The sequence below is a fragment of the Acidovorax sp. Leaf78 genome (assembly GCF_001422735.1).
GTDB lineage: Bacteria > Pseudomonadota > Gammaproteobacteria > Burkholderiales > Burkholderiaceae_C > Acidovorax.
The window spans coordinates 269,973-292,969 of sequence record NZ_LMLZ01000012.1 but is presented as its reverse complement, the minus strand read 5'-3'; the positions used below and the strand labels follow the sequence as shown (position 1 = coordinate 292,969).

The following is a 22,997-nucleotide window of genomic DNA, read 5'->3' as shown; positions in this document are numbered from 1 at the left end:
GAAAGCAGTCGCTGGGTACGTGACTGACAGGTGTGGTCAACGGGCACGCCGATGGTGTTTCAAGCCCTGCGCCCTGTGGCCCTACGCGCCGGAGGGTCGCCGCAACAGCGCTTCGCGGCACAATCCGTGCGCAAGGCCCGCCGCCGCAAAGCGACCTCGCTCGGATCCACCGCACACCAGGCAATTTCAAATACCCCACCATGCTCTACAACGCTCTGAAACTCGCCCACATTCTCTCCATCGTCGTGTGGATCGGCGGCATGGTCTTTGCCCATTTCTTTTTACGTCCCGCCGCCCAGTCGCTGGAGCCGCCGCAGCGCCTGCGCCTGATGCACGACGTGCTGCAGCGCTTTCTGGCCGCCGTGACGGTGGCTGTGGTGGTGGTGCTGGCCAGCGGGCTCTGGATGATCGGCCGGGTGGCCAAGCAGACGGTGCAATCTGGCGGCGCCTTTGCGATGCCGCTCGACTGGACGATCATGGCCACGCTGGGCATCGTGATGATGGCCATCTTCGGCCACATCCGCTTTGCACTGTTCAAGCGCCTGCAGCGCGCAGTGGCAGCATCGGACTGGCCCGCTGGCGGCCAGGCCATGGCCAGCATCCGCCAGTGGGTGGCCGTTAATCTGGCGCTGGGCGTGGTGATCGTGGTGGTCACCGTGCTGCTGTAGCGCGGCGGCCGGCCTGCGCGACCGCGCAAAATAATGCGCGCACAAAAACGGCGCCAGCGCTGGCAGCCCCTACGGTTCACCCATGCAATCCGCGGACAAGGCCTCTTCTGACACACCCCAGTACCGCAGGTCCTCTACCATCACGGGTTCACCACCTGTTTCCTACGTCTTTCAGTGTCGCCTAGTGCCGGCCGGGACAGACGCTTGGCGGGTCGCGCAGCCGACGCTGTCGTCGTTGCCGACTGTCCACAAGCGCTGAACGCCGCCAAGCCGCCGGGCCGCGGACCGCTCGGCAACCTGGTTGCCAGAGGGGGTTGGAGTGATTTCGGGCCGATGAACTCGGCCGTGGCTCGCGCGCCTGCTGCTTTGCACGGGCAAAAGTCCCAAGGGCGCGCTACACGCGTCCCGTCATTCCAGTCCAATCCAGTGCGATCACCCCCATAGACATGGAACAGGTTCCAAGGAGCCTTGCTACGTGTTCAAGTATTTCGAAAGCCGCATTTCCCCTTATCCCCCTGCGGAACCCCATCTGCCGCCGAAGGACTTCATGGCCTTCGTCTGGGACGGCACCCGGGGCGTCCGCGGCTACGTGGTCGCGATGGCGGTCGTGTCCGCCGCGATTGCCGTGTTCGAGGCCCTGCTCTTCGCCGTGCTCGGGCATGTGGTCGACTGGCTCTCCACGGTGGCTCCAGCCGCTTTGTGGGCCGAGCGCAAGGGCGCCATCCTGGGCATTGTGGCCCTGCTGATGGGCACCTTGGTGCTGGTGTGCTTGCAGACCAGCCTCAAGCACCAGGTGCTGGCCATCAACTTTCCGCTGCGCCTGCGCTGGAACTTTCACCGCCTGATGCTCGGCCAGAGCATGGCGTTCTACGCCGACGAGTTTGCAGGCCGCATCACCACCAAGATCATGCAGACCGCACTGGCAGTGCGCGACATGATCTTCACGACCACCGATGTGGTGATCGGCATGGGTATCTACCTTGTCACCATCCTCGTGCTGCTGGCGGGTTTCGATGCGCGGTTGATCGTGCCCTTCGCCGTGTGGATCGTGGCCTACGGCTTGGCGTGCTGGTACTTCGTGCCGCGCCTTGGCAAGGTGGGCAAGGCGCAGGCCGATGCGCGCTCGGTGATGACCGGGCGCATCACCGACGCGTACACCAACATCGCCACCGTCAAGCTCTTCTCGCACACGCGGCGCGAGTCGGAATTTGCGCGGGCGGCGATGGATGCCTTCAAGCTCACGGGCTACGCGCAGATGCGTTTGGTGAGCCGCTTCGAGATCGTGAACCAGGCGCTGGTGGTGGGCATGATCCTGGGCGCCTGCGGCACCGCGCTGTGGCTCTGGACGCTGGGCGAGGTGGGCGCTGGCGCCGTCGCCGCCGTCATTGCCATGACGCTGCGTGTGTCCGGCCACGCCCATTGGGTGATGTGGGAGATGACCACGCTGTTCGAGAGTGTGGGCACGATCCAGGACGGCATCAACACGCTGACCAAGCCGCGCACCGTGGTGGATGCACCCGACGCGCAGCCCCTGCAGGTGACCCAAGGCGAGGTCCACTTCGACAATGTGAGCTTTGCCTACGGCAATGGCCGCCCCGTCATCGACCAGTTGCAGCTCACCATTCGGCCCGGCGAGAAGATCGGCCTCATCGGCCGCTCGGGCGCGGGCAAGTCCACCCTGGTCAACTTGCTGCTGCGCTTTCATGACGTGCGCTCGGGCCGGGTACTGATCGACGGGCAGGACATCGCACTCGTGACGCAAGACAGCCTGCGCCGCAACATCGGCATGGTCACGCAGGACACGTCGCTGCTGCACCGCTCGATGCGCGACAACATTTTGTATGGCCGCCCGGACGCGACCGAGGAAGACATGCACGCCGCAGCGCAGCGCGCCGAGGCCTCGGAGTTCATCGACAACCTGAACGATCTGCAGGGCCGATCCGGCTACGACGCCCAGGTGGGCGAGCGCGGTGTGAAGCTGTCGGGTGGACAGCGCCAGCGCGTGGCCATTGCGCGCGTGATGCTCAAGGACGCGCCCATCCTGCTGCTGGACGAAGCCACCAGCGCGCTCGACTCCGAAGTGGAAGCCGCCATCCAGCAAAGCCTGGACACCCTGATGGAGGGCAAGACCGTGATCGCCATTGCGCACCGTCTGTCCACCATCGCGGCCATGGACCGGCTCATCGTGCTGGATGCCGGCCGCATTGTCGAGGAAGGCACCCACGCGCAACTGCTGGCGCAAGGCGGCGTCTACGCACGGCTGTGGGGCCACCAGAGCGGCGGGTTCCTGGGCGAGGAGGAGTAGGCCCCTCAAGGCGCTGAGGGCCTCCCCCACCTGGGGGTCGCACCTGTGGCGCGGGAAAGTGCGATCCACGGGTGCGCTCGCGATGGGGCTTTTGAGATTGCCGCGCGCTGGTTGGCGCGGTGACCGGGTCATTCAGGCTTTCACCGCCCTCCTCCAGCAGCGTCGCGCCGGGGTTCGGCGTGTGGCGGCACAAGGCCACGCAGTGCTAGGCTCGCGGCATCCCCTTGTCAAAGCGCCATGCTCCAATCCCTGCTCCCCGTGTACTACGTGCAGCTCTCGCCGGCCGAGGTCAGCGTGCTCAATGTGAAGTCCAACGTGCGGGTCCGCGACCTGCCGGAGGTGGCGTTGTCTCCGGGCGCGACGCCGAGCGTCCTGGCGGTAGGCCGCGCAGCCAGGCAGGCTGCGGCGCAGTCGGGCGGGTCGTGGGCCAACCCGTTCGGGCATCCGCGGTCCCTGGTGTCCGACTTCGTGCTGGCGGAAGCGGTGCTCAAGCACTTCGTCATCCAGGCCGCTCCCGCTGGCTGGAAGCGCCTGATGACCCCGTCGCCGCGCATGGTGATCCACCCCCTCGGAGACCCGGAGGGCGGATACACCCAGGTGGAGATTCGTGCCTTGCGCGAGCTGGGGGTTGCGACGGGCGCCGCGCACGCCACCGTGTGGCAGGGCCGACCTTTGACCCGCGAAGAACTGCAGTCAGGCGCCTTTCCTGCCGAGGGTCGGGTGCTGTTGTAGCACCTGTTCGACGCCGCGCTTTTCCTTCGAAAGAGGCTGCGTGCACGCACCAAGAAGGTTTGGCGGCACCGAGCAATGCACTCCCATGACGCCCATCATCGGCCCCGTCGCCGTGCACTGTCGCGCAAGCGGCTGCAGACACGGGCTGCGCGCCCTTACCGTTCAAGCCGCAGGCGGCCATGGCGGCGGCCTTTGACGGGAGACACGCTGCATGATCAAGATCACAGCCCTGTACCGCTGGCGCGAGGGCGCCAGCTTCGACCACGACTACTACCACAGCGAGCATATGCTCATTGCCCGTGCGGCCCTGCAGCCGCTAGGCCTGGTGCGGCTGGAGAGCGATCGCGTGCTCTACCCCGGCGAGCCCCGCCCCGGGCAGGTGGTGGCACTGACCAACGCCTTCTTCAGCGACCTCGCACAGGCGCAAGCAGCAGCGCGCCAGACGGCCGCGGAGCTGACGGCGGACATCCCGAACTACACCAACATCACGCCCGAGTCCTACTTTGCGCAGATGCTGCAGCACGAGGTGTCGGCCGCTTGACGGCAATGCCTGGTCTGCCCGGTTGGCTTCGGCAGGCACCGGGAGGGGTTCCGCCGCGGTCATGGTGCCGGATCACCCGCGCTCTCGCACGGCCTTGAAGAGCAAACTCAGGCACACGGCCATGCCCAAGATGGGCACGGCCGCCAACACCGCCGCCACAGCGCGCGCAGGCACCGACCAGTCGAAATCGCGCGCGGTGCGCCAGGCACCGAAGGCTGCGACCAACCCCAGCGCCGCCATCGCCATCCGAAAACTCGCGCCAGGCTTCACGAACGCAATGAGCAACACCACATTGGCCACACCGATGGCCAGCGCCACATGGCCCAAGTGCAACGAAAAACCCGAAGTGGCGGCCGGGCTGTTTCGCCCTCGGCGGCCTGCGCTCCCCGGCAGCGCTTCGCTCTCGCCGTCGTCCAACGTGGCTGGAGGGCGCGGCCTGGCGGTAGAGGTAGCAGGTGCAGCGGGTGTATTGCGCGGACTCCCGGCGGTCTGTGCCGCGGCCTCGCCCGTGCGGCCCCACTCCGTGGCAGACAGGCCTGCTGCCGCAGTGGCCGCCAGGGGCTTGCCGGCTGACGGCAGAGGCGCCACAGGTGCAACAACCGCCACTGGTGCCAAAAGGCTCCGCTCCTTCAGCACTGCGCAGAGGCGTCCCGGCTCGCGCAGCGCGGCCACCAGGGCGCGCACGGGGCTCTGCTCTTCACGCCGGATACGCAGGTCGGCTACCTGCATGGTGGTGCCGCGCGTGTTGGCCAGCATGAACAGCGCCTTGGACATCAGCACGTCCTTGGCGCCTCCCTTTCCGCTCTCGATGAAGTTCCCCAGGTTGTAGGTGGCATCGGCATGGCCCGCCTCTGCCGCATGGGCGTACCAGGCACGGGCCTGGGCCAGGTTGACAGGTGCGCCATAGCGGCCGTGCTCGTCACTCGTCCCCAGGTGAAAGGCGGCATGGGGGTTGCCTTCGCGCGCATACCAGCCTGGCAGGTCGCGCAGCACGTTGCCGGTCCAGGCTACAGGTGCTGCTGGGCCAGGCGCAGGTGAGGCGGGCGCCATGGGCACGAGGCTCAGGCCGCCGGGCGATTCGGCCTCCTCCATTGCCCGCTGCTTTGTCTGCGCCCGTTGCCGTTGCTCTTGCGCGGCGGCGCTCCACTTCATGGCTTGCTGCGTGTCCACCGTGCCGCCCCAGCCCCGCTCGTGCATCACGGCCAGCAGGCGCTTGGCGGGCTCGTGGTCCCACTCGGCCGCGCGCTGGCACCAGTAGCGGGCGCTTTCGTAGTTGGGCTGCTCCCAGCCGATCACGGTATCCAGCGCATGCAGGAAGGCTGCGACCTCGTGGCCCTGGGCCGCAGCAGGCTGCAGGGCATCAGTGGCTTCGATGTGTTTGCGCGAGTACAGGGCCAATTGCTCGCTGCGGGCCACAGCGGCGTCCACCGCTTTGCGATCGTGGTCGATGATTTGCAGCAGTTGCTCGCCTGGCGCCGACTTCAGGCGCGCCATCAACACCTGTATGCGCGACTTGGCTTCGTCGGGAAACCGCTGGAAAAACGTCTGGGCATCCTGACGAGTTTCCGCATCGTGTGCGCCCATGAGCTGCAGCGCGGCTGCCAGGTCAAAGTGCCTGCGCTGGCCCATGGTGCCAAAGCGCAAGGCCCGGCCCAGCGCGTAGACGGCATGCGGGTTGCCCCGCGCAGCCCAGCGGCGGTACTCCGCCCAGGCTCCGGCATCGTCGCCAGCCTCGCGAAAGCGCGCCGCACGCCGCACCGGCAGATCCGGCTCTTCGGGCGCATCGCCGTTGGCCAAGTAATGCACACCGCTTTGCGGGTCATACAAGTTCAGACCCAACCGGACTGCCTGCTCCCAGCCATCGTCAAACGGCTGGCCCCAGTCCGAAGAACGGGTGTTGATACCCACACCCCAGGTGGGATCGGTCAACTCCGGGCCACCGAGGTAGACGTCCCAGAACCCCGGAAACCGCTGCTCGACGGCCTGGGCCCAGGCTGCGAACTTAGGGTTCATGGGCAGCTGGGGAGCAGCCTCCGCACGCTCGTACTGCGCGTCCGCTTCGGCCTTGGTGGTGGGCCAAGGCCAATCCGCGGGCTTTTCCCAGATCTGGATGGTGTAACTCACGAATCCCTCCTCGGATGCCGCTGGGTGCGCGGCTTGTTGTCAGTGTTGACGCTCGTCAAGTGAGAATAATTCTAGGAGCTGCCCACGTCGACAGGCATCGCGGCCGTTCCTCTATCTTCTCCAATGACGCGCCTGCGCCACACCCATATGTCGGCGGGGTATTTTGACTAAAAATGGCCTCTGACGCGCCCCCCTGCAGCGCAAAAAGCTCTCATTTTCATAGCAAAACCATGCCCGAGATTCCACGCCCTGCCATCCCCATTGCCATGCCCATCCCCACCGGCGACCAGCTCAAGGCCAGCCGCACCGCCGCCGGCCTCAGCCAGGCCCAGGCCGCGGAGCTGATGGGTTATCCACTACAGACCGGCAGCCGCGGCGGCGTGCAGTCGCGCACCTGGCAGGCGCTCGAGAGCAATACCGATGAACGCAACATGCAGGGGCCCGCGTACGCCATGTTCCTGCTGCTCACCGGGCAGCACCCCCACTACGTGCTGGCCCGGCGCCCCGGCGCGGCCCTCTCTGCCGACGCTCCATAAAAAAAGCGGAATGGCCCGAAGACCATTCCGCAACCTACTTACAGGGAGATCACTGGAAAAAAGCTGGTGGCTCAGTCCACCTTGATATTGGCGGCTTTGATCACCTGGGCCCACTTGTCCACTTCGGCCTTCTGGAACGTCGCGATCTGGGCGGTGGTCATGTCGGCAGGCTCCATGCCGAAGCCCTTCAGGCGCGTCTGCATGTCGGGCTGGGCCAGAATCTTGCGGATCTCGTCATGCAGGCGCGTGACGATGGGTGCCGGCGTGTTGGCCGGCACGAAAATGGCCTGCCACGACTGCACCTGAAAGTCCGCCAGGCCGTTCACGCCCGACTCTGCCACCGTGGGCACGTCGGGCATCGACGCCAGGCGCTTGGGCGAGGTCACCGCGATGGCGCGAAGCTTGCCGCTCTGGATGTGCGGGGCCGCGACCACGGTGGTGTCGAACATCATGTCGACCTGGCCGCTGATCACGTCCTGGATGGCCGGGCCGCTGCCCTTGTACGGGATGTGCGTGAATTTCACGCCCGACTTGAAGGCCAGCAATTCGACCGCCAGATGCTGCGAGCTGCCCGTACCGGCCGATGCCGACGACAGGCCGCCCTCTTTACCCTTGGCCGCAGCCAGCACGTCCTTGAGCGTCTTGTGCGGGCTGTTGGCAGACACCACCAGCACCACCGGGTTGGTGCCGATCAGCGTGACCGGGCTGAACGACTTGATGGGGTCGTAGCCCAGCTTGGGGTAGAGGCTCACGTTGATGGCGTGCGAGCTCACGGTGCCGCCCAGCAGCGTGTAGCCGTCGGGCGCGGCACGGGCCGCGGCTTCGGAGCCGATGCTGCCAGCCGCGCCGCCCTTGTTCTCGACCACCACGGTGGTCCCGAGGGCCGTGCCCAGCTGCTGGCCGATCAGGCGGCCCAGCGTGTCGGTGGTGCCGCCTGCGGCAAACGGCACGACGTAGCTGATGGTCTTGCCGGTGGGCCAGGTGCCCTGGGCCGCAGCCGGCAGGGCGGCGAGGCCCACAGCGGCGGCCAGAGCGGCCGTGTGGATGAGGGTTCTGCGTTGCATGGAAAGTCTCCTGGTTTGTGGATGATGGGATGAAACGGGTGGAATGAGGGGGCTAGGCCCAGGGCCAGGTAGGCGTGCGATGGCGCCTAGACGGCGCCCCGCGTCTCCACGTACAGCGCGTAGACGGAATGGCTGCTGGCCATGAACAGGCGGTTCTTCTTGAGCCCGCCGAACACCAGGTTGGCGCAGCGCTCGGGCAGGCGGATGTGGCCGATGGGCTTGCCCGCGGGGTTGAACACCATCACGCCGTCGAGGTCGGCCGCACTGGCGCTGGGCGAGCCATTGCTGCCCCAGCCGCACCACAGGTTGCCGTCCTCGTCGCACTTGATGCCGTCGAGGGCGCCCGGTCCACCCGCGTCGATGTGCACGCGCTTGTTGGCAAGGCGTGCGCCGGTGCCCACGTCAAACGCCCAGACCAGTCGGTTCGGTTGCGCGCGGCCTTCGACGATGTACAGGCGTTTTTCGTCGGGCGAGAAGCACAGGCCGTTGGGGCCGGCCAGGTCATTCAGCACCAGCTCGGTCTTGCCGCTGCTCGGGTCGATGCGGTAGACGGAATGCGGCAGCTCGGACGTGGCCTTGTCGCCCTCCCAATGGCCGCCGATGCCGAACGGCGGGTCGGTGAACCAGATGGAGCCGTCGCTCTTGCAGACGATGTCGTTGGGAGAGTTCAGGCGCTTGCCGTTGAAGCCGTCGGACAGCACGGTGATGCTGCCGTCGTATTCGGTGCGGGTCACGCGGCGCGTGAGGTGCTCGCACACCAGAAGGCGGCCCTGCCGGTCGCGCGCCAGGCCGTTCGAGAAATTGGCCGGGTGGCGGAACACGCCCGTCTGGCCCGTGGCCTCGTCCCAGCGGACGATGCGGTTGTTGGGGATGTCCGAGAACAGCAGGTAGCGGCCGTCGCCCACCCACACAGGCCCCTCTACCCACCGAAAGCCGGTGGCGATCTGCTCCACGCTGCTGCTGAACAGGCGGTACTTGGCAAACGACGGGTCGAGCACCTGCACGGCCGGATCGGGGTAGCGCTGGTTGGGCTTGAAGTCAAAGGACTGGGCCTGCGCCAGGCCGCCGGTGCCTGCGGCGGCGATGGCGCCGGCCATGAAGGCACGGCGCGAGGCCGGCGCTGCGGTGGGGGCCGTTGAGGCTGTGGGGTTGGAGGCCTGGTCGGTCGGTGGCTGCGGGCTCATGCGGCGGTGTCTCCTCGGGTTGTCATCGGGTTCGCTTCGGTGCCAGTGCGTTGTCGGACGCCGGGCTCAGGGCAGGTCGACGATCTCGACCCAGTTGGGGTTCTTGCCCGCGGGCACGCGCGTGGGCGCACCGGGGATGCCGGTGGCGGGGTCGATGGGGTGCAGCGACACCTGGTGCGACTCCTGCCCTGCGGCGATGAGGAAGCGGCCGGACGAGTCCACCGCAAAGCCGCGCGGGGATTTTTCGGTGGGCACCTGGCCCAGCGGCTGCAACTGGCCCGTGGCCGCATCGACCCGGAAGCTGCTGAGCGTGCTGGAGGTGCGCTCGGACGCATACAGGGTGCGGCCATCGTGCGACAGGTGCAGGTCGGCCGCCCAGGGCTTGCCGGTAAAGCCCGTTGGCAGTGCACTGGCGCGCTGCACCGAGCGCAGGCCACCGCGCGCAGCGTCGTAGGCCATCACGTGCACGGCGGCGTCCAGTTCGTTCAGCACGTACATGAAGCGCTGGCCCTTGTCCCACACAAAGTGGCGCGGGCCCGATTTTTCAGGTGCCACCGTGGTGAGGGCGGGTTCGTTCGCAGAAAGCTTGCCGGTTTCGGCATCGAAGCGCCAGGCCGACAGGTTGTCGCCGCCCAGGCTGGTGGCGAACACAAAGCGGTTGGTCGCGTCGGCGTGAATGGCGTGCGCGTTCGGCGCCGTAGGGATGAGTTGCTGCACCGCCCCCACCGCGCCGTCCTTGCCAATGCTATTGACCGTGATCTTGTGACCGGGGTACGAGGCCGCAAACAGCCAGCGCCCCGTGGCATCGGTGTCGATATTGGCCATGCTGTCGGCCAGCGGGGCCTCGCCCAACTTGCGCAGCTTGCCGCTGGCGGGGTCGATCGCCAGGCTCACCACGCGGAACGGCTGCGAGCGCAATGCAACGTACAGCACCTTCTTGTCCGGGCTCACGGCCATGGGCATGGCCATGCCGCCGACTGCGGTCGTGTCCACCGGCTTGAGCGCCGCGGCGCTGCGGTCCAGTTCGAACACCGACACATCCTGGCTATCGGCGTTGGAGACATACACCCAGGTGGCGGCCCACGCGCCAGGCGTGGCGAATGCGGTGCCTGCGGCAAGCGCCAGCTGTGCCAGTCGTGCGCCGCGGCGCGAAGTGCGAAGTGCTGCGATCATCCCTGTCCCCTTGGTTTTAAACGGCTTGAAAGTTGCCTCTGCGCTGGTTGATGACGGCCGCCGGCTCCGGCGCGTGGGTCAGCAGTCACCGCACAACGACGCCACAATGCCGGCCCTGCACGCGGATCGTGATATGTCGTCATACAACATGGGCGCCATTGTGTCTCGACTGATCACAGGCGTGGCAAAGGGATTACCCGAGGTTTTGAAAGAACCTCCAAGCCGCCTTTTCCCTATGAGAACACAGAGAATTCCTACCTAAAATATCAGTGATTACCCTGATTTTTTGAGGGTAAACCCGCGCTTTTAGCCTTGAGTGATTGCGCTGTCCCTCGCTTAGTTGTACGATGACTAACAACAACCCAAGCAAAGGAGACATTCCATGACTTTCAACCGCCGCGCCATTCTTCTGGCCTGCACCGCCGCCCTGGCAGCAGCCTCCGCTACGGCACAGACCGCCACCGACTGGCCTGCCAAGACCCTGCGCATCGTGGTGCCCTACCCTCCAGGTGGCAGCTCCGACATCATTGCGCGCTCCATCAGCCAGTCGCTGTCCGAAGCACTCAAGCAAAGCGTCATTGTCGAGAACAAGCCCGGTGCCAACGGCAACCTGGGTGCAGACTTCGTGTCCAAGGCAGAGCCGGACGGCTACACCGTTCTGCTGTGCGACGTGGGCGCACTGGCCATCAGCCCCTCGGTCTATACCAAGCTGTCGTTCGACCCTTCCAAAGACCTGCGTGGCGTGACCATGCTGGCCTACTCGCCCCACCTGCTGGTGGTGCACCCTTCCGTGCCGGTGAGCAACCTCAAGGAGTTGGTCGCCTACTCCAAGAAGAACGACCTGAACTTTGCGGTCACGGCCACCGGCAGCGCCCCCCACCTGGCGGGCGTGGCGCTGGAGCGCGCGAGCGGCGCGCGCTGGCAGTACATCCCCTACAAGGGTGGCGTGACCGCCATCCAGGACACAGTGGCAGGCCAGACCCAGGTGCTGATGAACGGCATGCTGGCCACCCTGCCCCAGGTGCAGAACGGCAAGCTCAAGGTGCTGGGCGTGTCCAAGGCCACGCGCATGCCGCTGATCGGCGACGTGCCCACCATTGCCGAACAGGGCGTGGCGGGGTACGAGTCGGGCACATGGCAGGGCATCCTGGTGCCACGCGGCACGCCCGAAGCCGTGGTGCAAAAGCTCAACAAGGCCCTCATCACCGCCATCCGCGCGCCTGAAATCCGCTCGCGCCTGGCCGGCCAGGGTGCTGAAGTAGTCACGATGACCCCCACCGAGCAAGACCAGTTCTTTGCCAAAGAACGCGCGCGCTGGGCCGCCGTGGTGAAGGCCGCCAACATCAAGCTCGACTGAGTACGTCCCCACTTTTTTTCATTCACCTTCCTCCTCGTTGCAATGACCATGAACCCGCAAGAACTCAAATCCATCATGGGCTCCGGCCTGCTGTCGTTCCCCATCACCGACTTCGACGAGCAGGGAGTACTTCTCGCTGTCGGGCCCCGAGTACGGCCAGGTGGTCAAGACCGCGGTGGACACCTGCCGCGGCAAGGTGCCGATCATTGCCGGTGCCGGTGGCCCCACCCGTACCGCCATCGCCCATGCACAAGAAGCCGAGCGCCTGGGCGCCCACGGCATCCTGCTGCTACCCCACTACCTGACCGAAGCCGGCCAGGAAGGCTTGATCGAGCATGTGGCCCAGGTGTGCGCCAGCGTGAAGTTYGGYGTCATCGTCTACAACCGCGACCGCACCAAGCTGACYGCCAACTCCCTGGCCATCCTRGCYGACCGCTGCCCCAACCTGATCGGCTTCAAGGACGGCGTGGGCAACATCGAGACCATGTCYTCGATCTTCATGAAGATGGGCGACCGCTTCTCCTACCTGGGCGGGCTGCCCACGGCCGAGGTCTATGCGGCTGCCTACAAGGCGCTGGGCACGCCGGTGTATTCGTCGGCGGTGTTCAACTTCATCCCCAAGACGGCGATGGAGTTCTACAAGGCCGTGGCGGCAGACGACAYCGCCACSCAGCACAAGCTGCTCAAGGAGTTCTTCATGCCCTACCTGGCGATTCGCAACCGGGTGGAAGGCTACGGCGTGAGCATCATCAAGGCGGGCGCCAAGATCGTGGGCCACGACGGTGGGCCAAGCTGCTCAAGGAGTTCTTCATGCCCTACCTGGCGATTCGCAACCGGGTGGAAGGCTACGGCGTGAGCATCATCAAGGCGGGCGCCAAGATCGTGGGCCACGACGGTGGCCCGGTGCGCGCACCGCTGACGGACCTCAAGCCCGCCGAGGTGGAAGAGCTCAAGGCGCTGATCGACAAGCTCGGCCCTCAATAAGCAAGGGCTACGCCCTCCGGGGCGTTGCGGCGGCCGCACGGCTTGCCCCGCAAAAAGGCTTTGCGCGATATCGAAGATCTCGACATGAATACCCCGCGACCGGCCGTGCACGGGCGCGGTGGTCTACCTGTGGCACGCAACGCTCTTCATTTCGTCATCCATCACACACAACAAAGGAGACAGACAAGATGTTCAGGAAACTCGTTCTCGCCACGGCGGCCATCGTGACCGTGGCAGCTCTTTCGGGCTGCGCAACCCGCACCACCGCCGCTTCATCGGCGTCATCCGAGCAGGCCGTGGCCGCTGCGGCCGAGCGCCTGCGCGTGGCCATGATAGACCCGACGCCTGCGGCCCTGGCCCAGCTGGTGGCTGATGACCTGAGCTACGGTCACTCTGGCGGCCGCGTGGACACCAAGGACAGCTTCATCGGCGACCTGGTGGCCGGCAAGTCGGACTTCGTGACCATCGCCATCACCGAGCAGACCATCAAGGTCGTGGGCAACACCGCCATCGTGCGCCACACGCTCACGGCCGACACCAACGACTCAGGCAAGCCCGGCAAGGTGCAGATCAAGATCCTGGGCGTGTGGCAGGATCAAGGCGGCAGCTGGAAGCTGCTGGCCCGCCAGGCCGTGCGCGTCGCGGCTTGAAGCCCATTCCCGACCAAGGGCCGCCGATGCGGCCCTTTTTTCTTTGAGGGCCATTCGCGCCCACCATTCTTTTCCGCACCCATGACCACCACCGCCCTGCCCCGCATCCTGCAAATCGGCCGCCTGCCACTTCCTGCGCTGGAGACAGAACTGGCCGCCCGCTACCACGTCACCTGCCTGGCGGACCAGGCCGACCCGGCCGGTTATCTGGCGTTGCATGGGGCGGAGTTTTCGGGCGTGGTGACCACTGCATCCATCGGCCTCAAGGGCGACGTGATTGCCGCCCTGCCCCACCTGCAGGTCATCAGCAGCTTCGGTGTGGGCTTCGACGCGCTGGACATTGACGCCGCCAAGGCGCGCGGCGTGCAGGTGGGCTACACGCCCGGCGTGCTCAACGACTGCGTGGCCGACATGGCCTTTGCGCTGATGCTGGACGTGTCGCGCGGCATTGCCGCCAGCGACCGCTTCGTGCGGCGCGGCGCATGGACGCAGGGCCGCTTCGCCCTGGGCAGCCGCGTCTCGGGCAAGCGCCTGGGCATCGTCGGCATGGGCCGCATCGGCCAGGCCGTGGCCGAGCGCGCCAGCGGCTTCCGCATGGAGGTCGGCTACCACAACCGCCGCCGCGACCCCGACATCGCGCAGCAGTACTTCGAGTCGCTGGTCGAGCTGGCGCGCTGGGCAGACTACCTGGTGCTCACCGTCGCCGGTGGACCGGCCACGCGCCATCTGGTGGACAGCACCGTGCTGCAAGCGCTGGGCCCGCAAGGTTTCCTCATCAACGTGGCGCGCGGTAGCGTGGTGGATGAAGCCGCGTTGATCGATGCGCTGACCCACCGCCAAATCGCCGGCGCAGGCCTGGATGTCTTCGAGGACGAGCCTCTTGTACCGCCGCACCTGATGGCGCTGGACAACGTTGTGCTCACCCCGCACACAGCCAGCGCCACCCACGAAACCCGCCGGGCCATGGCGGACCTGGTGCTGGAGAATCTTGACGCGTTTTACACACAGGGCGCGGTGAGCGTGCCCGTGCCTGGGACCACTCGGCCTCAGTAGGGAATTGCCACATCAAGTCATAGCATGGGACACTCAATGACATCGTCGCCGAGTTCAAACTCGCCGCAGCTCCAACCGACCGCGTACTTGAAAATAACTGGCAGCAATCGCCGAAGCCACGCCACAGCGGCCCGCCAGCAAACGCAAATGGTCGCAACCAAATCAAAATTTGGTTGATATTAAATATTCATTAATATGAATTTATTATAACGACTAATTGACCTCGAGCGGTTGCAATCGACTTTCCCACGCCTTGTCAAGACTGTGTTGAAAGGTACTATCTTTGAACGGAACAATCGCCGCCCCGAAATCAGCATCGGAGAGGGCTTGGCGAGCAGCTGGTGTCAGTCGAGACCACGCAATGGCGGGTTGAGAGCCGCCCAGATGGTCCGTATAGGTCAAGCTGTGGTTGAAAGGGAAATCTGTCTCTGTGTATTTCACCAGTGGCCTCGACCCGTAAAGAGGTGGACGGAAAAGCGTTTGATACCCGCCATGTGCCGAGTAAGAAACTGCATTGATTTGGGCTTGCGGAGAACATTGGCTCAACCAAACGACGACGGCCTCCCAATCATGGGTATGTCCCTGACCGAGAACAACGATATCCTTGGGAAAATACCATGCATACATGACAGCACATTCATTGTGGTAAGGCTCCGCCCGAACATATACCTGGCCAATGCTTTGTGAACACCCTCCATTGACGGGATAGGTAGGACGCAAACCCCGGCCTACATTGCCGTAGGCATCCACGGCAGGGTACGGTACACAGCCTCCATCCACAAAAAGCCTGGGCTTGAAAGTGGCTTCAAAATCATCCACGCTCTCCGGAAAGTTCACAATTTGGTTATGGGGCAGGCTATGAAAATAGACCGATGCTCCACCGTCTTCAGAAAATTCGTCGGCTTCGTTCAATCCACTTTGCGCGTGCGCGGCTCCACAACACATCGCCGCGATACATGCAGAAAATATAATTTGGGTAAAATTGCGATTTTTGACCATGATCCGCCTCCAAATGAAGTGGTGTAGGAAAATTCAGGGCTCAAGCATCCCGCATAAAAACCGTCCAAATCTTATAAGCAATACATCAATATTTAATATTCAAAATTAACCTACCCATACCATTAAATACTCTTTTCAAGCCCGACGACAGCTACATTAACCATACGTCCCGCATCGCAATGCGCTGCGCTGCGCGGCTGGTCCATAGCAGGTCACCACCCGCCTACCAACGGATTCGTCCCACTGTGCGTGGGCCCTGAAGCAACTCACTTTCGAACTACAACCATCCCGCCGATCAGGCTGCGCGCGAGATGGTGATAGCGAAAAACTCAGGATATGGCGTCTATGTGCAGCTGCACCGAATCATTCAGGTACACGGGCGTCACCTTGAAGCCCTTGACCGTGACCGAGCCGAACGTGCCACGCACCATGCTGCCCCGCACGATGGTGATGGTGGGGCCCACTGCGGGGGTGTAGCCCGCCTGGAAGCTGACCACCAGCGAACCTGCAAGCGTCGCCGGGCCGCTGGCGTTCAATTGGCCCGCGCCGTTGGCGCCCAGTCGCAGGTCCAGCGTGCTGCTGGCGCCCTGGGTATACGCACCGCCAATGACCACCGCGGAGGCTGCGTTGCTGATGAAGGTGCCGCCGCTCAGGTACACGTCGCCCTTGCCTGCTGCATTGGCGGAGTCCGCCTGCAAGGCGCCAGCCGCGACCTCGGTGCCACCGGTGTAGTTGTTGGCTCCTGACAGCGCCAGCGTGCCGCTGCCGCGCTTGGTCAGCTTGCCGGCGCCGGCAATGTTGTTGCGCCAGGTGTCGAGGGCGTGGAAGCCGCCTTGCGCGGCGTCCATCGCCACTGCCACATCGCCGTTGAAGTTGCCGTAGCCGTCGCCTGCCGCAAACAGGTTCAGGCGCCCCCAGCCTTCGGCGTCGTCCATCACCGGGTAGCCCGAGGCGATGGCCGTCGTCTTGAGCACCACGCGGCGCTGGCTGGCATCCAGGTACGGGAAGCGGGTTTCGAGCAGCACTTCTGCGCCCTTGGGCACTACGGCAGCGCGCGTGGTGTCGCCGATCGGCGCGAAGCCGAAGGTCATGCGGCGCAGGTACTCGGCCTTGTTCGTGGCGCGGTCGGCAAAGCGGTCGGTGCCCACGGGCTGCGAGTGTGCGAACTGCTGGAACTCGGCGGGCGTTTTCGCGCCCACGGCGGCCATCAACGTGCCGCGCGCCTGGGCCAGCGCGGCGGCCTTGCGCGGAGCGTTCACGCCGGTGGCGATGCTGGCGGCAGCCACGGCCTGGCCGTGGATGCGGCCGCTGATCACGTCCAGGGGCGAATGCATGCCGGCCAGGATGCGGCTTTCGCCCAGTTCCAGCCCACGGGCTAGCATTTCCTGGAAGCGCTCGGGCACCACATAAGCCATTGCGATGGCGTCGCGCACACCTTCGGCGGTGTGGCCGCTGGTGAAGCCGCCGTCGGTAGCGGCGGCGGTGCCCTTCGCGGGCACCAGGGCGGGCACGACCTGAACGCTGGCACTCCAGCGCCAGGGGCGTGCGTATTTGTAGAACCGCTTGGCAGGCTCGGTAGAGCCGTTGTCGCCGATGCCCCCCAAAAAGTCCACCACCGTGCCGAAGCTGGTATTGGCGCTGCCTCCCACGCCCACGTTGTTGCCGGTGTCGTTGTACACGACGCTGGTAGCGTCGGTCGGGACGTTGGTGATGGATGTGGTCTGCTGCGCGGCCGTACGCCATGCGCTGGTGAGCGGGCCCAGGCCGTCGGTCACGCTGTAGCCTTTGCCGCGCCGGTCATCCAGGTAGGCCGACTGCGCCTGCGCGGCGGTTCGGCGTGTGGTGGCGTCCACCACGTACTGGATGTTGCGGGCATGCACGTCCCGGTTCAGCACCGTGCCGTCGGTGGCGTCGCCGGGGATGCCGCTCCAGCTCGATGGGGCAATGGCCGGGAAGGTGCCGTTGGCCGAGGCAATCACGCCGGCGTCCACCAGCTGGGTGCTGGGCTTCCAGATGTCGAGGAACCCGCCCAGCACGCGCACCCCGGCGTTGGTGGCGAGCGTGGCGTAGCGCGCGTCGCCGCGCTGGTTGGTGAATGCGAAGTCGACGAACGGAGGGGTGGTGGCCTCGTTGGGCACGGGGCGGTATCGGCACGGCCCAGGCCGACGGGTGCTTGCGGGGCGGCCGGCTCTGCGTCGCCTCCCCCTCCGCAGGCGGACAGGGCCAGGGCGGCGGCAAGGGCAATGATGAGGGGGCGGTAGGTGGGAGGCTGCAACATGACGGAGGACACGGGTTGGACGGGCAAAGGCGGTCACTGCGAACAGCGCCGGTGCAGGCCCACGCGGGCCGGCTGCGTGGCACTGTAGAAACGGCCCATGACATTTGCGTGACGCCTGCTGGACGGTCAAACGGGTGTCACGTGCAGCTGAAACCCACGCCTGCAGAGCGCTGCCGGGGCGCGCGCCTGTACCCGTGCTTCTTCGATGGCCTACAAAGCGCTTTTGGTGCGCCCAATAAAGAATAAATCCCCGCAAGTCGCGACGACTGCGGGGTTTTCAGCGGCAGGCCGACAGACCTGCATCGCGGCCGCAGAGTTACTTCACGGCACCGGTTCGCCGGCCGCCACAAGGTCGGCCAACAGCTGCGGGCCGATGCGCGGCGCATGGTGGCGCAACTCGAACAGCCACATGGCATACAGCGGCAAGGCTTCGGCCAGCCGAAGCGCTGCCACCTGCGGCGCGGCGCCGCCCAGCAATGCAGGGTGCGGCACCACGGCCAGCAGGTCCGACGTTGCCACCAGGTTCAGCAGGCTGGCGAAATCAGGGCAGCGCACCGCCATGCGCGGCGCGGGCATGCGCCGCACGCGGTGTGCCTCGGTCAGCACATCCACCGGCCCGCTGACGCTCGGCCCCACGCAGGCCCAGGCCGCGCCCTGGAGCTGCCCGAGCGACCGGGCTTGGACCAATGGATGGCGGCGGCGCGCGTAGACCAGCGGCTGCAGGTCGTACAGCCGCCGGGCGGACACGTCCGCATGGTCGAACTTGCGCGGCCGGGGCGCAATGACCGCGTCGAACCGCCCCTGCAGCAATCCGGCCAGCAAGCTGCCCTCATCTGCCGTCGCCATGGCCAGGGACCGCCTGCCTTGCGGCACGCACCAGCCCCGGTACAACACCGGCCCGCACACCATGGCTGCAGACGAGGTGAGCCCCACACGCAGCTGGTGGCGTTCCGCCGCGCCTGTGCCCAGCCGAGGCAGCGCGTCGATACGCTCTCCGACTGACGCCGCCTCGGCCGACACCGCTCGGGCCAGGTCGGTGGGCAGGTAGCGGCGCCCCTGCCGCACGAGCAGCGGGGCGGCAAAGTGCGCCTGCAGCGACTTCATGCCCTGGCTGATCGCCGGTTGCGACACGCCGCAGGCCAGCGCGGCCCTTGCAAAGCTGCCGTGTTCGATGATGGAGCGCAGGTACTCAAGGTGGCGAAGATACATAAGCCGCATTTATGTATGGAGCGCCATTGTCGCTTGCCGGACGGCGCAGACGGCGCGAAGCTCAGGCATCCATCCACATCAGCGAGATACACCCAGTGACCCAGCAACCGATTGACACCGTACGCACCTACCTCGGCCACCTGCATGCGAGCAACACCGACGGACTGATCGCGTGCTTCGAGCCCGATGGCGTGGTGCACTCACCCTTCCTGGGCACGATGCGCGCCAGCGACTTTTTCAAGAAGCTGGCCCAGGCCTCCAGCGGCAGCGTGATCACCGTGCTGGACCTCTTTGGCTCCGTGCTGCCTGCCGCTGACGGGGGCGCCGTGCGCGTTGCCGCGTACTTCCGCTATGACTGGACATTGAACGACGGACGCGAAGTGACCTTCACCTGCGTGGACGTGTTCACCTTCGACGCGGGCAGCGCGCTCATCCGCGACATGAACATCGTCTACGACACCCACCCCCTGCGCGAAGAGGTGGGCGACAAATACGCGCCCGACTGATGCGCGCGCGTGGGCCCAAGCTCGGGCGATGGCCGCTGCGCACCGCGCGCGGCGTGCTGGGCGGCATTGCGGCTTTAGCCTGATTGGCGCAAAATGCGCCAATCAGGAGATCACCATGACCGCCACCGCCTTTTCATCCGTCAAACTTCCCGCGCACCTGGTGGAGCAGGCCCGCCAGGCCGCGCAGCCCATGCGCCGCTCGGTGGCCAGCCAGATCGAATACTGGGCCACGCTGGGGCAAATCGTGGAACACACGGGTTTGAGCGTCTCCGAAGCCCGCAGCGCCATCGAACAGTACGAGGCTGCCGCCTCGCGGCACAACCCCCTGGCGGCCCCGGCGTCGGTGGACGCCCTTACCGCCCGTCTGCTGGCTGCACAAACGCGCGGCACGTTGGCCCAGCGGGTGCGTGAGGTGGTTCAGGAAAACCAGGCCAAGGTCGGCGCCACCGCCGCTTGACGGCCGGATGGCGTGATGGCTTGATGACATCTTCGCAGTCTCGCTCTTCACCACCCGGCATCGCCACCCCACCCCGCTGGTTCCACCTGCTGGCCGGCCCCAACGGCGCAGGCAAATCCACGCTGTACCGCGCGCTGGTGCGCGAAGGCATCCTGGGCCCGCCGCTGGAATTCGTGAACGCCGACCTGCATGAACAGGCGCACTTGCAGCACATCGCCGACCCTGAGGACCGGTCCGAAGCCGCCCGGCAATGGGCCGATGCGCGCCGGGCCACGCTGCTGCGCGAAGGTGCTGATTTCTCCAGCGAGACCGTGTTTTCGCACCCCTCCAAACTCACGCTGATTGAAGACGCCCAGCGATGCGGCTACACAGTGGCCCTGTACATCGTGGCGCTGGACGACCCGGCGCGGCTGCTGCCCCGCGTGGCGCAGCGCGTGCGCTAAGGCGGGCACGCCGTGCCGCCAGACCGCATCCTGGCGCGCTACCCCCGCACCATGGACAACCTGGCCCTGGCCGTGCGCAGGGCCGACGTGTCGTACCTGTATGACGCTGCCGAAGCCATGGACACCGGGCCACAACTGGTGGCGATGTGCTCCCCCACGCAGACCACGCCGCTGGTCCCACCGCTGCCCGCATGGGCCCGGCGCCTGGTCGGGCACTGACTAGCTGGTTGAGGCGCTGGCTTCTGGGGCGTCAACGGCGGACTGCGCCGAGCGTGGGCGGCCAACATCAGGCTAAAAATCTGCCCCTACCGCTTGACCACATTGCGCTAGCCGCTATCCATTTCATAGCAAACCCGCCGCACAAAAAATCCCTGATGCCGTTGTGGGTGTTTCTCATTGCCAAGACAATCATTGTCTAGTCAATTAAATTCCCTACCCATGACATCTCAGCCTTCCGATTCTTCCGCCCAAGGTTTCTACAGCCCCAGCCACCTGGAGCCTGAGGAAAGCGTGGGCTACCTGATGCGCAAGGTGATGTCGTCGATCCGCACGCAGGCCGACGCGCAGCTGTCTACGCACGACCTCACGTATGCGCAGTGGCTGCCGCTGTTCAAGATCTCGCGCTGCGACCAGACCACCGTGGCCAGCCTGGCGCGGGACCTGGAGACCGACCCGGCCTCGATGACCCGCGCGATGGACCGCCTGGAGGCCAAGGGCCTGGTGGTGCGCGAGCGGTCCACCACCGACCGCCGCGTCGTCCGCCTGACGCTCACGCCCGATGGCGACCAGGTCGCATCGCGCGTGCCGGCGGTGCTGGCCGACGTGCTCAACGTCCACCTCAGCGACTTCAGCCATGCGGAGTGGCAACTGCTGCTGAGCCTGCTGCGCCGCATGCTGGTGAACGGCAAGCCGCCTTCAGCGGCGTCAACGCCTTCAACGCCGGCTGCATCTTCGGCGCCGTCAGCATGAAGGAACGCCCGGGGCCTTGGCCCCACCGATGCAACCGCCTTCGTCCTCCTCCATACAACACACCAAAACCATTCTGGAGAACCCCGTGACCACCACCGCCACCACTCCCCTGCCCTCGGTCCGCTCTGCCTTTGCCGCCCATTTCGCCGTGTCGGCACTGGCCCTGGCCGCCGCCATCCTGCTGGTCGGCTGCGCCAGCCCCGGCGCGCCGCACACCCCGCTGGCGCAGACCACGCCCGCCGCCGTGGGCCTGAATGCATCCACCGCCAGCGACACCGCCGCACCCAGCCAGTGGTGGACCACCCTCGGCGATGCACAGCTCAATACGCTGATCGAACAAGCCCTGCAAGGCAGCCCCAGCCTGGCCGTCAGCCGCGCCCGGCTGGAGCAGGCGGTTGCCCTGAGCCAAGTGCGCGAAGCGGCCAACGGCCCGCAGGCCAACCTGGGTGTGGATGTGACCCGCCAGCGCTACACCGCCAACGGCCTGGTGCCCGCGCCCATCGCCGGCAACACCTACAACAGCGGCACGGTGCAGGCCACGCTGTCGTGGTCGCCGGACTTCTTCGGCCAGCATGCGGCCGAGCTGCAGGCCGCGCTGGGCCAAGCCCGCGCTGCACAGGCCGATGCGGCCGCCGCCGCCAACACTCTGGCCGCGCAGGTGGGCCGCAGCTATGTGGCGCTGGCCCGGCTGGTATCCCAACGCGACGTGGCCGCCCGCGCCCTGGCGCAGCGCGAAGAGCAGCAGCGCCTGACGCAGGAACGCGTGTCCGCCGGCCTGGACAGCCAGGTCGAGCTGACGCAGGCCCAGGCCGCCGTGCCCGACGCCCGCACCCAGATCGAAGCGCTGGAAGAGCAGATCACCCTGGCCCGCCGCCAGATCGCGGTGCTGAGCGGACAGGCGCCCGATGCGCTGCCGACGCTGGCCCCGCAGCTCGCCCAGCTGCAGCGCAACACGGTGCCGGACGTGCTGGGCGCCGACCTGCTGGGCCGCCGCCCCGACGTGGTGGCCGCGCGCTGGCGCGTCGAAGCCGCCACGCAAGGCGTGAACAGCGCGCGCAGCGAGTTCTATCCCAACATCAACATCGCCGCCTTCATCGGCCTGAACTCGCTGGGCCTGGACAACCTGTTCAATGCCGGCTCGCGCCAGATGGGCGTGACCCCTGCCCTGCGCCTGCCCATCTTTGACGGCGGCCGTCTGCGCGCGCAGCTGGGTGGCCGCCAGGCCGAGCTGGACGCCGCCATCGCCCAATACAACGGCGCGGTGCTCGATGCCGTGAAGGAAGCCGGCGACGCCATGGCCTCCATCCAGTCGCTCACCCGCCAGCAAGCGCTGCAGGACGACGCCGTGGCCAGCGCCGAGAAGGCCTACCGCTTTGCGCAAGAGCGCTACCGGGCGGGTCTGGGCAATTACCTGGTGGTGCTCTCCACCGAAAACCAGGTCCTGGCCCAGCGCCGTCTGGCCGTTGATTTGCGCGCCCGCCAGCTCGATACCCGCCTGCAGTTGATGAAGGCCTTGGGTGGCGGCTGGACGGATGACACGGCAGTACTGCAGACCGCGACGCGATAGACATCCACTGAGGCTGCACACATGCCGATCCGCCACCCGTTCACGCTGAGCCTGTCGAAGCGCCGCGCAAGGCTTCGACAGGCTCAGCCCGAACAGTCGGGATGACGCCTGAACGCTGACCAGTGCGACAGCCCCGAGCCTGCCCCGAGCCAGCCCCCTACAAAAACCACATAACAAGCATTCCTGAAAGACCACTGC

General features: G+C 66.1%; 20 protein-coding genes and 3 pseudogenes. 16 read left to right on the top strand and 7 right to left on the bottom strand.

What is annotated here, in order from left to right; all coding sequences use genetic code 11:
* Positions 1-200: 200 nt before the first annotated feature.
* The 4 genes from ASF16_RS09795 (at position 201) to ASF16_RS09780 (ending at position 4,246) form a co-directional block, all read left to right on the top strand.
* Entirely contained in the window at positions 201-668 is a 468-nt protein-coding gene (locus ASF16_RS09795; RefSeq protein WP_056165759.1) for a CopD family protein, read from the top strand.
* 475 nt (positions 669-1,143) lie between these two features.
* Entirely contained in the window at positions 1,144-2,973 is a 1,830-nt protein-coding gene (locus ASF16_RS09790; RefSeq protein WP_056165755.1) for an ABC transporter ATP-binding protein, read from the top strand.
* Positions 2,974-3,210: 237 nt separating this feature from the next.
* Positions 3,211-3,705: a hypothetical protein gene (locus ASF16_RS09785; protein ID WP_056165750.1), complete on the top strand. Its 495-nt coding sequence runs from the start codon at positions 3,211-3,213 to the stop codon at positions 3,703-3,705.
* A 211-nt stretch (positions 3,706-3,916) separates the two neighbouring features.
* Complete coding sequence (locus ASF16_RS09780) at positions 3,917-4,246, top strand: EthD family reductase (RefSeq protein ID WP_056165747.1); 330 nt, start codon at positions 3,917-3,919, stop codon at positions 4,244-4,246.
* A gap of 72 nt (positions 4,247-4,318) precedes the next feature.
* Here ASF16_RS09780 and ASF16_RS09775 read toward each other — a convergent pair whose 3' ends face one another.
* Positions 4,319-6,370 carry a tetratricopeptide repeat protein gene (locus ASF16_RS09775; protein ID WP_056165744.1) on the bottom strand — a complete coding sequence of 684 codons (2,052 nt, stop codon included), beginning with the start codon at positions 6,368-6,370 and terminating at the stop codon, positions 4,319-4,321.
* Between the two features lie 230 nt (positions 6,371-6,600).
* On the opposite strand from ASF16_RS09775, the gene ASF16_RS09770 reads away from it, so the two are divergent.
* The gene (locus ASF16_RS09770) at positions 6,601-6,906 is read left to right on the top strand and encodes a helix-turn-helix transcriptional regulator (RefSeq protein ID WP_056165741.1); all 306 of its coding nucleotides are present in this window, start codon (positions 6,601-6,603) and stop codon (positions 6,904-6,906) included.
* 71 nt (positions 6,907-6,977) lie between these two features.
* Here ASF16_RS09770 and ASF16_RS09765 read toward each other — a convergent pair whose 3' ends face one another.
* The 3 genes from ASF16_RS09765 to ASF16_RS09755 form a co-directional block, all read right to left on the bottom strand.
* Positions 6,978-7,970: a tripartite tricarboxylate transporter substrate binding protein gene (locus ASF16_RS09765; protein ID WP_056165738.1), complete on the bottom strand. Its 993-nt coding sequence runs from the start codon at positions 7,968-7,970 to the stop codon at positions 6,978-6,980.
* Positions 7,971-8,056: 86 nt separating this feature from the next.
* The gene (locus tag ASF16_RS09760) at positions 8,057-9,154 is read right to left on the bottom strand and encodes an SMP-30/gluconolactonase/LRE family protein (RefSeq protein WP_082516829.1); all 1,098 of its coding nucleotides are present in this window, start codon (positions 9,152-9,154) and stop codon (positions 8,057-8,059) included.
* 66 nt (positions 9,155-9,220) lie between these two features.
* Entirely contained in the window at positions 9,221-10,327 is a 1,107-nt protein-coding gene (locus tag ASF16_RS09755; protein WP_056165735.1) for a beta-propeller fold lactonase family protein, read from the bottom strand.
* Between the two features lie 382 nt (positions 10,328-10,709).
* On the opposite strand from ASF16_RS09755, the gene ASF16_RS09750 reads away from it, so the two are divergent.
* The 5 genes and pseudogenes from ASF16_RS09750 to ASF16_RS09735 all read left to right on the top strand — a co-directional run bounded on the left by ASF16_RS09750 (position 10,710) and on the right by ASF16_RS09735 (position 14,371).
* On the top strand, positions 10,710-11,684 hold the full coding sequence (locus ASF16_RS09750) for a tripartite tricarboxylate transporter substrate binding protein (protein ID WP_056165732.1): 975 nt from the start codon (positions 10,710-10,712) through the stop codon (positions 11,682-11,684).
* A 48-nt stretch (positions 11,685-11,732) separates the two neighbouring features.
* Positions 11,733-12,540, top strand: a pseudogene (locus ASF16_RS09745) (5-dehydro-4-deoxyglucarate dehydratase).
* Positions 12,474-12,668, top strand: a pseudogene (locus ASF16_RS26090) (5-dehydro-4-deoxyglucarate dehydratase); the annotation flags it as partial. The pseudogenes ASF16_RS09745 and ASF16_RS26090, both read left to right, overlap by 67 nt.
* Positions 12,669-12,856: 188 nt before the next feature.
* Positions 12,857-13,318, top strand: coding sequence for a nuclear transport factor 2 family protein (locus ASF16_RS09740; RefSeq protein WP_056165729.1), 462 nt, complete (start codon positions 12,857-12,859; stop codon positions 13,316-13,318).
* Between the two features lie 81 nt (positions 13,319-13,399).
* On the top strand, positions 13,400-14,371 hold the full coding sequence (locus ASF16_RS09735; RefSeq protein WP_056165726.1) for a 2-hydroxyacid dehydrogenase: 972 nt from the start codon (positions 13,400-13,402) through the stop codon (positions 14,369-14,371).
* A gap of 213 nt (positions 14,372-14,584) precedes the next feature.
* On the opposite strand, the gene ASF16_RS25395 is transcribed toward ASF16_RS09735, so the two are convergent.
* The 3 genes and pseudogenes from ASF16_RS25395 to ASF16_RS09725 form a co-directional block, all read right to left on the bottom strand.
* Positions 14,585-15,370 (bottom strand): NPP1 family protein, encoded by a 786-nt coding sequence (locus tag ASF16_RS25395; RefSeq protein WP_082516828.1) that lies wholly within the window; start codon positions 15,368-15,370, stop codon positions 14,585-14,587.
* A gap of 329 nt (positions 15,371-15,699) precedes the next feature.
* Positions 15,700-17,648 (bottom strand): annotated as a pseudogene (locus ASF16_RS09730) (phosphatase PAP2 family protein).
* Positions 17,649-17,969: 321 nt separating this feature from the next.
* Positions 17,970-18,857: a LysR family transcriptional regulator gene (locus ASF16_RS09725; protein ID WP_056165723.1), complete on the bottom strand. Its 888-nt coding sequence runs from the start codon at positions 18,855-18,857 to the stop codon at positions 17,970-17,972.
* A gap of 95 nt (positions 18,858-18,952) precedes the next feature.
* Here ASF16_RS09725 and ASF16_RS09720 point away from each other — a divergent pair, with 95 nt between their 5' ends.
* The 6 genes from ASF16_RS09720 (at position 18,953) to ASF16_RS09700 (ending at position 22,799) form a co-directional block, all read left to right on the top strand.
* Positions 18,953-19,363, top strand: a complete 411-nt coding sequence (locus ASF16_RS09720; protein WP_056165720.1) for a nuclear transport factor 2 family protein — start codon at positions 18,953-18,955, stop codon at positions 19,361-19,363.
* 115 nt (positions 19,364-19,478) lie between these two features.
* The gene (locus tag ASF16_RS09715) at positions 19,479-19,820 is read left to right on the top strand and encodes a hypothetical protein (protein WP_056165717.1); all 342 of its coding nucleotides are present in this window, start codon (positions 19,479-19,481) and stop codon (positions 19,818-19,820) included.
* A 23-nt stretch (positions 19,821-19,843) separates the two neighbouring features.
* Positions 19,844-20,263: a zeta toxin family protein gene (locus ASF16_RS26720; RefSeq protein ID WP_235507334.1), complete on the top strand. Its 420-nt coding sequence runs from the start codon at positions 19,844-19,846 to the stop codon at positions 20,261-20,263.
* A gap of 12 nt (positions 20,264-20,275) precedes the next feature.
* A complete protein-coding gene (locus tag ASF16_RS26715) occupies positions 20,276-20,482 on the top strand; it encodes a hypothetical protein (RefSeq protein ID WP_235507315.1) in 207 nt (68 codons plus the stop codon).
* A gap of 219 nt (positions 20,483-20,701) precedes the next feature.
* The gene (locus tag ASF16_RS09705) at positions 20,702-21,232 is read left to right on the top strand and encodes a MarR family winged helix-turn-helix transcriptional regulator (protein ID WP_056165714.1); all 531 of its coding nucleotides are present in this window, start codon (positions 20,702-20,704) and stop codon (positions 21,230-21,232) included.
* An 85-nt stretch (positions 21,233-21,317) separates the two neighbouring features.
* Positions 21,318-22,799, top strand: a complete 1,482-nt coding sequence (locus tag ASF16_RS09700; RefSeq protein WP_235507314.1) for an efflux transporter outer membrane subunit — start codon at positions 21,318-21,320, stop codon at positions 22,797-22,799.
* The last annotated feature ends 198 nt before the right edge of the window (positions 22,800-22,997 follow it).

Excerpts from the sequence above, each read along its gene's own strand:
- ASF16_RS09765 (WP_056165738.1), bottom strand. The coding sequence starts at position 7,970 with ATGCAACGCAGAACCCTCATCCACACGGCCGCTCTGGCCGCCGCTGTG.
- ASF16_RS09795 (WP_056165759.1), top strand. The coding sequence starts at position 201 with ATGCTCTACAACGCTCTGAAACTCGCCCACATTCTCTCCATCGTCGTG.
- ASF16_RS09715 (WP_056165717.1), top strand. The coding sequence starts at position 19,479 with ATGACCGCCACCGCCTTTTCATCCGTCAAACTTCCCGCGCACCTGGTG.
- ASF16_RS09740 (WP_056165729.1), top strand. The coding sequence starts at position 12,857 with ATGTTCAGGAAACTCGTTCTCGCCACGGCGGCCATCGTGACCGTGGCA.
- ASF16_RS26720 (WP_235507334.1), top strand. The coding sequence starts at position 19,844 with ATGACATCTTCGCAGTCTCGCTCTTCACCACCCGGCATCGCCACCCCA.
- ASF16_RS09785 (WP_056165750.1), top strand. The coding sequence starts at position 3,211 with ATGCTCCAATCCCTGCTCCCCGTGTACTACGTGCAGCTCTCGCCGGCC.
- ASF16_RS25395 (WP_082516828.1), bottom strand. The coding sequence starts at position 15,370 with ATGGTCAAAAATCGCAATTTTACCCAAATTATATTTTCTGCATGTATC.
- ASF16_RS09780 (WP_056165747.1), top strand. The coding sequence starts at position 3,917 with ATGATCAAGATCACAGCCCTGTACCGCTGGCGCGAGGGCGCCAGCTTC.
- ASF16_RS09705 (WP_056165714.1), top strand. The coding sequence starts at position 20,702 with ATGACATCTCAGCCTTCCGATTCTTCCGCCCAAGGTTTCTACAGCCCC.
- ASF16_RS09750 (WP_056165732.1), top strand. The coding sequence starts at position 10,710 with ATGACTTTCAACCGCCGCGCCATTCTTCTGGCCTGCACCGCCGCCCTG.
- ASF16_RS09770 (WP_056165741.1), top strand. The coding sequence starts at position 6,601 with ATGCCCGAGATTCCACGCCCTGCCATCCCCATTGCCATGCCCATCCCC.
- ASF16_RS09755 (WP_056165735.1), bottom strand. The coding sequence starts at position 10,327 with ATGATCGCAGCACTTCGCACTTCGCGCCGCGGCGCACGACTGGCACAG.
- ASF16_RS09735 (WP_056165726.1), top strand. The coding sequence starts at position 13,400 with ATGACCACCACCGCCCTGCCCCGCATCCTGCAAATCGGCCGCCTGCCA.
- ASF16_RS09760 (WP_082516829.1), bottom strand. The coding sequence starts at position 9,154 with ATGAGCCCGCAGCCACCGACCGACCAGGCCTCCAACCCCACAGCCTCA.
- ASF16_RS09725 (WP_056165723.1), bottom strand. The coding sequence starts at position 18,857 with ATGTATCTTCGCCACCTTGAGTACCTGCGCTCCATCATCGAACACGGC.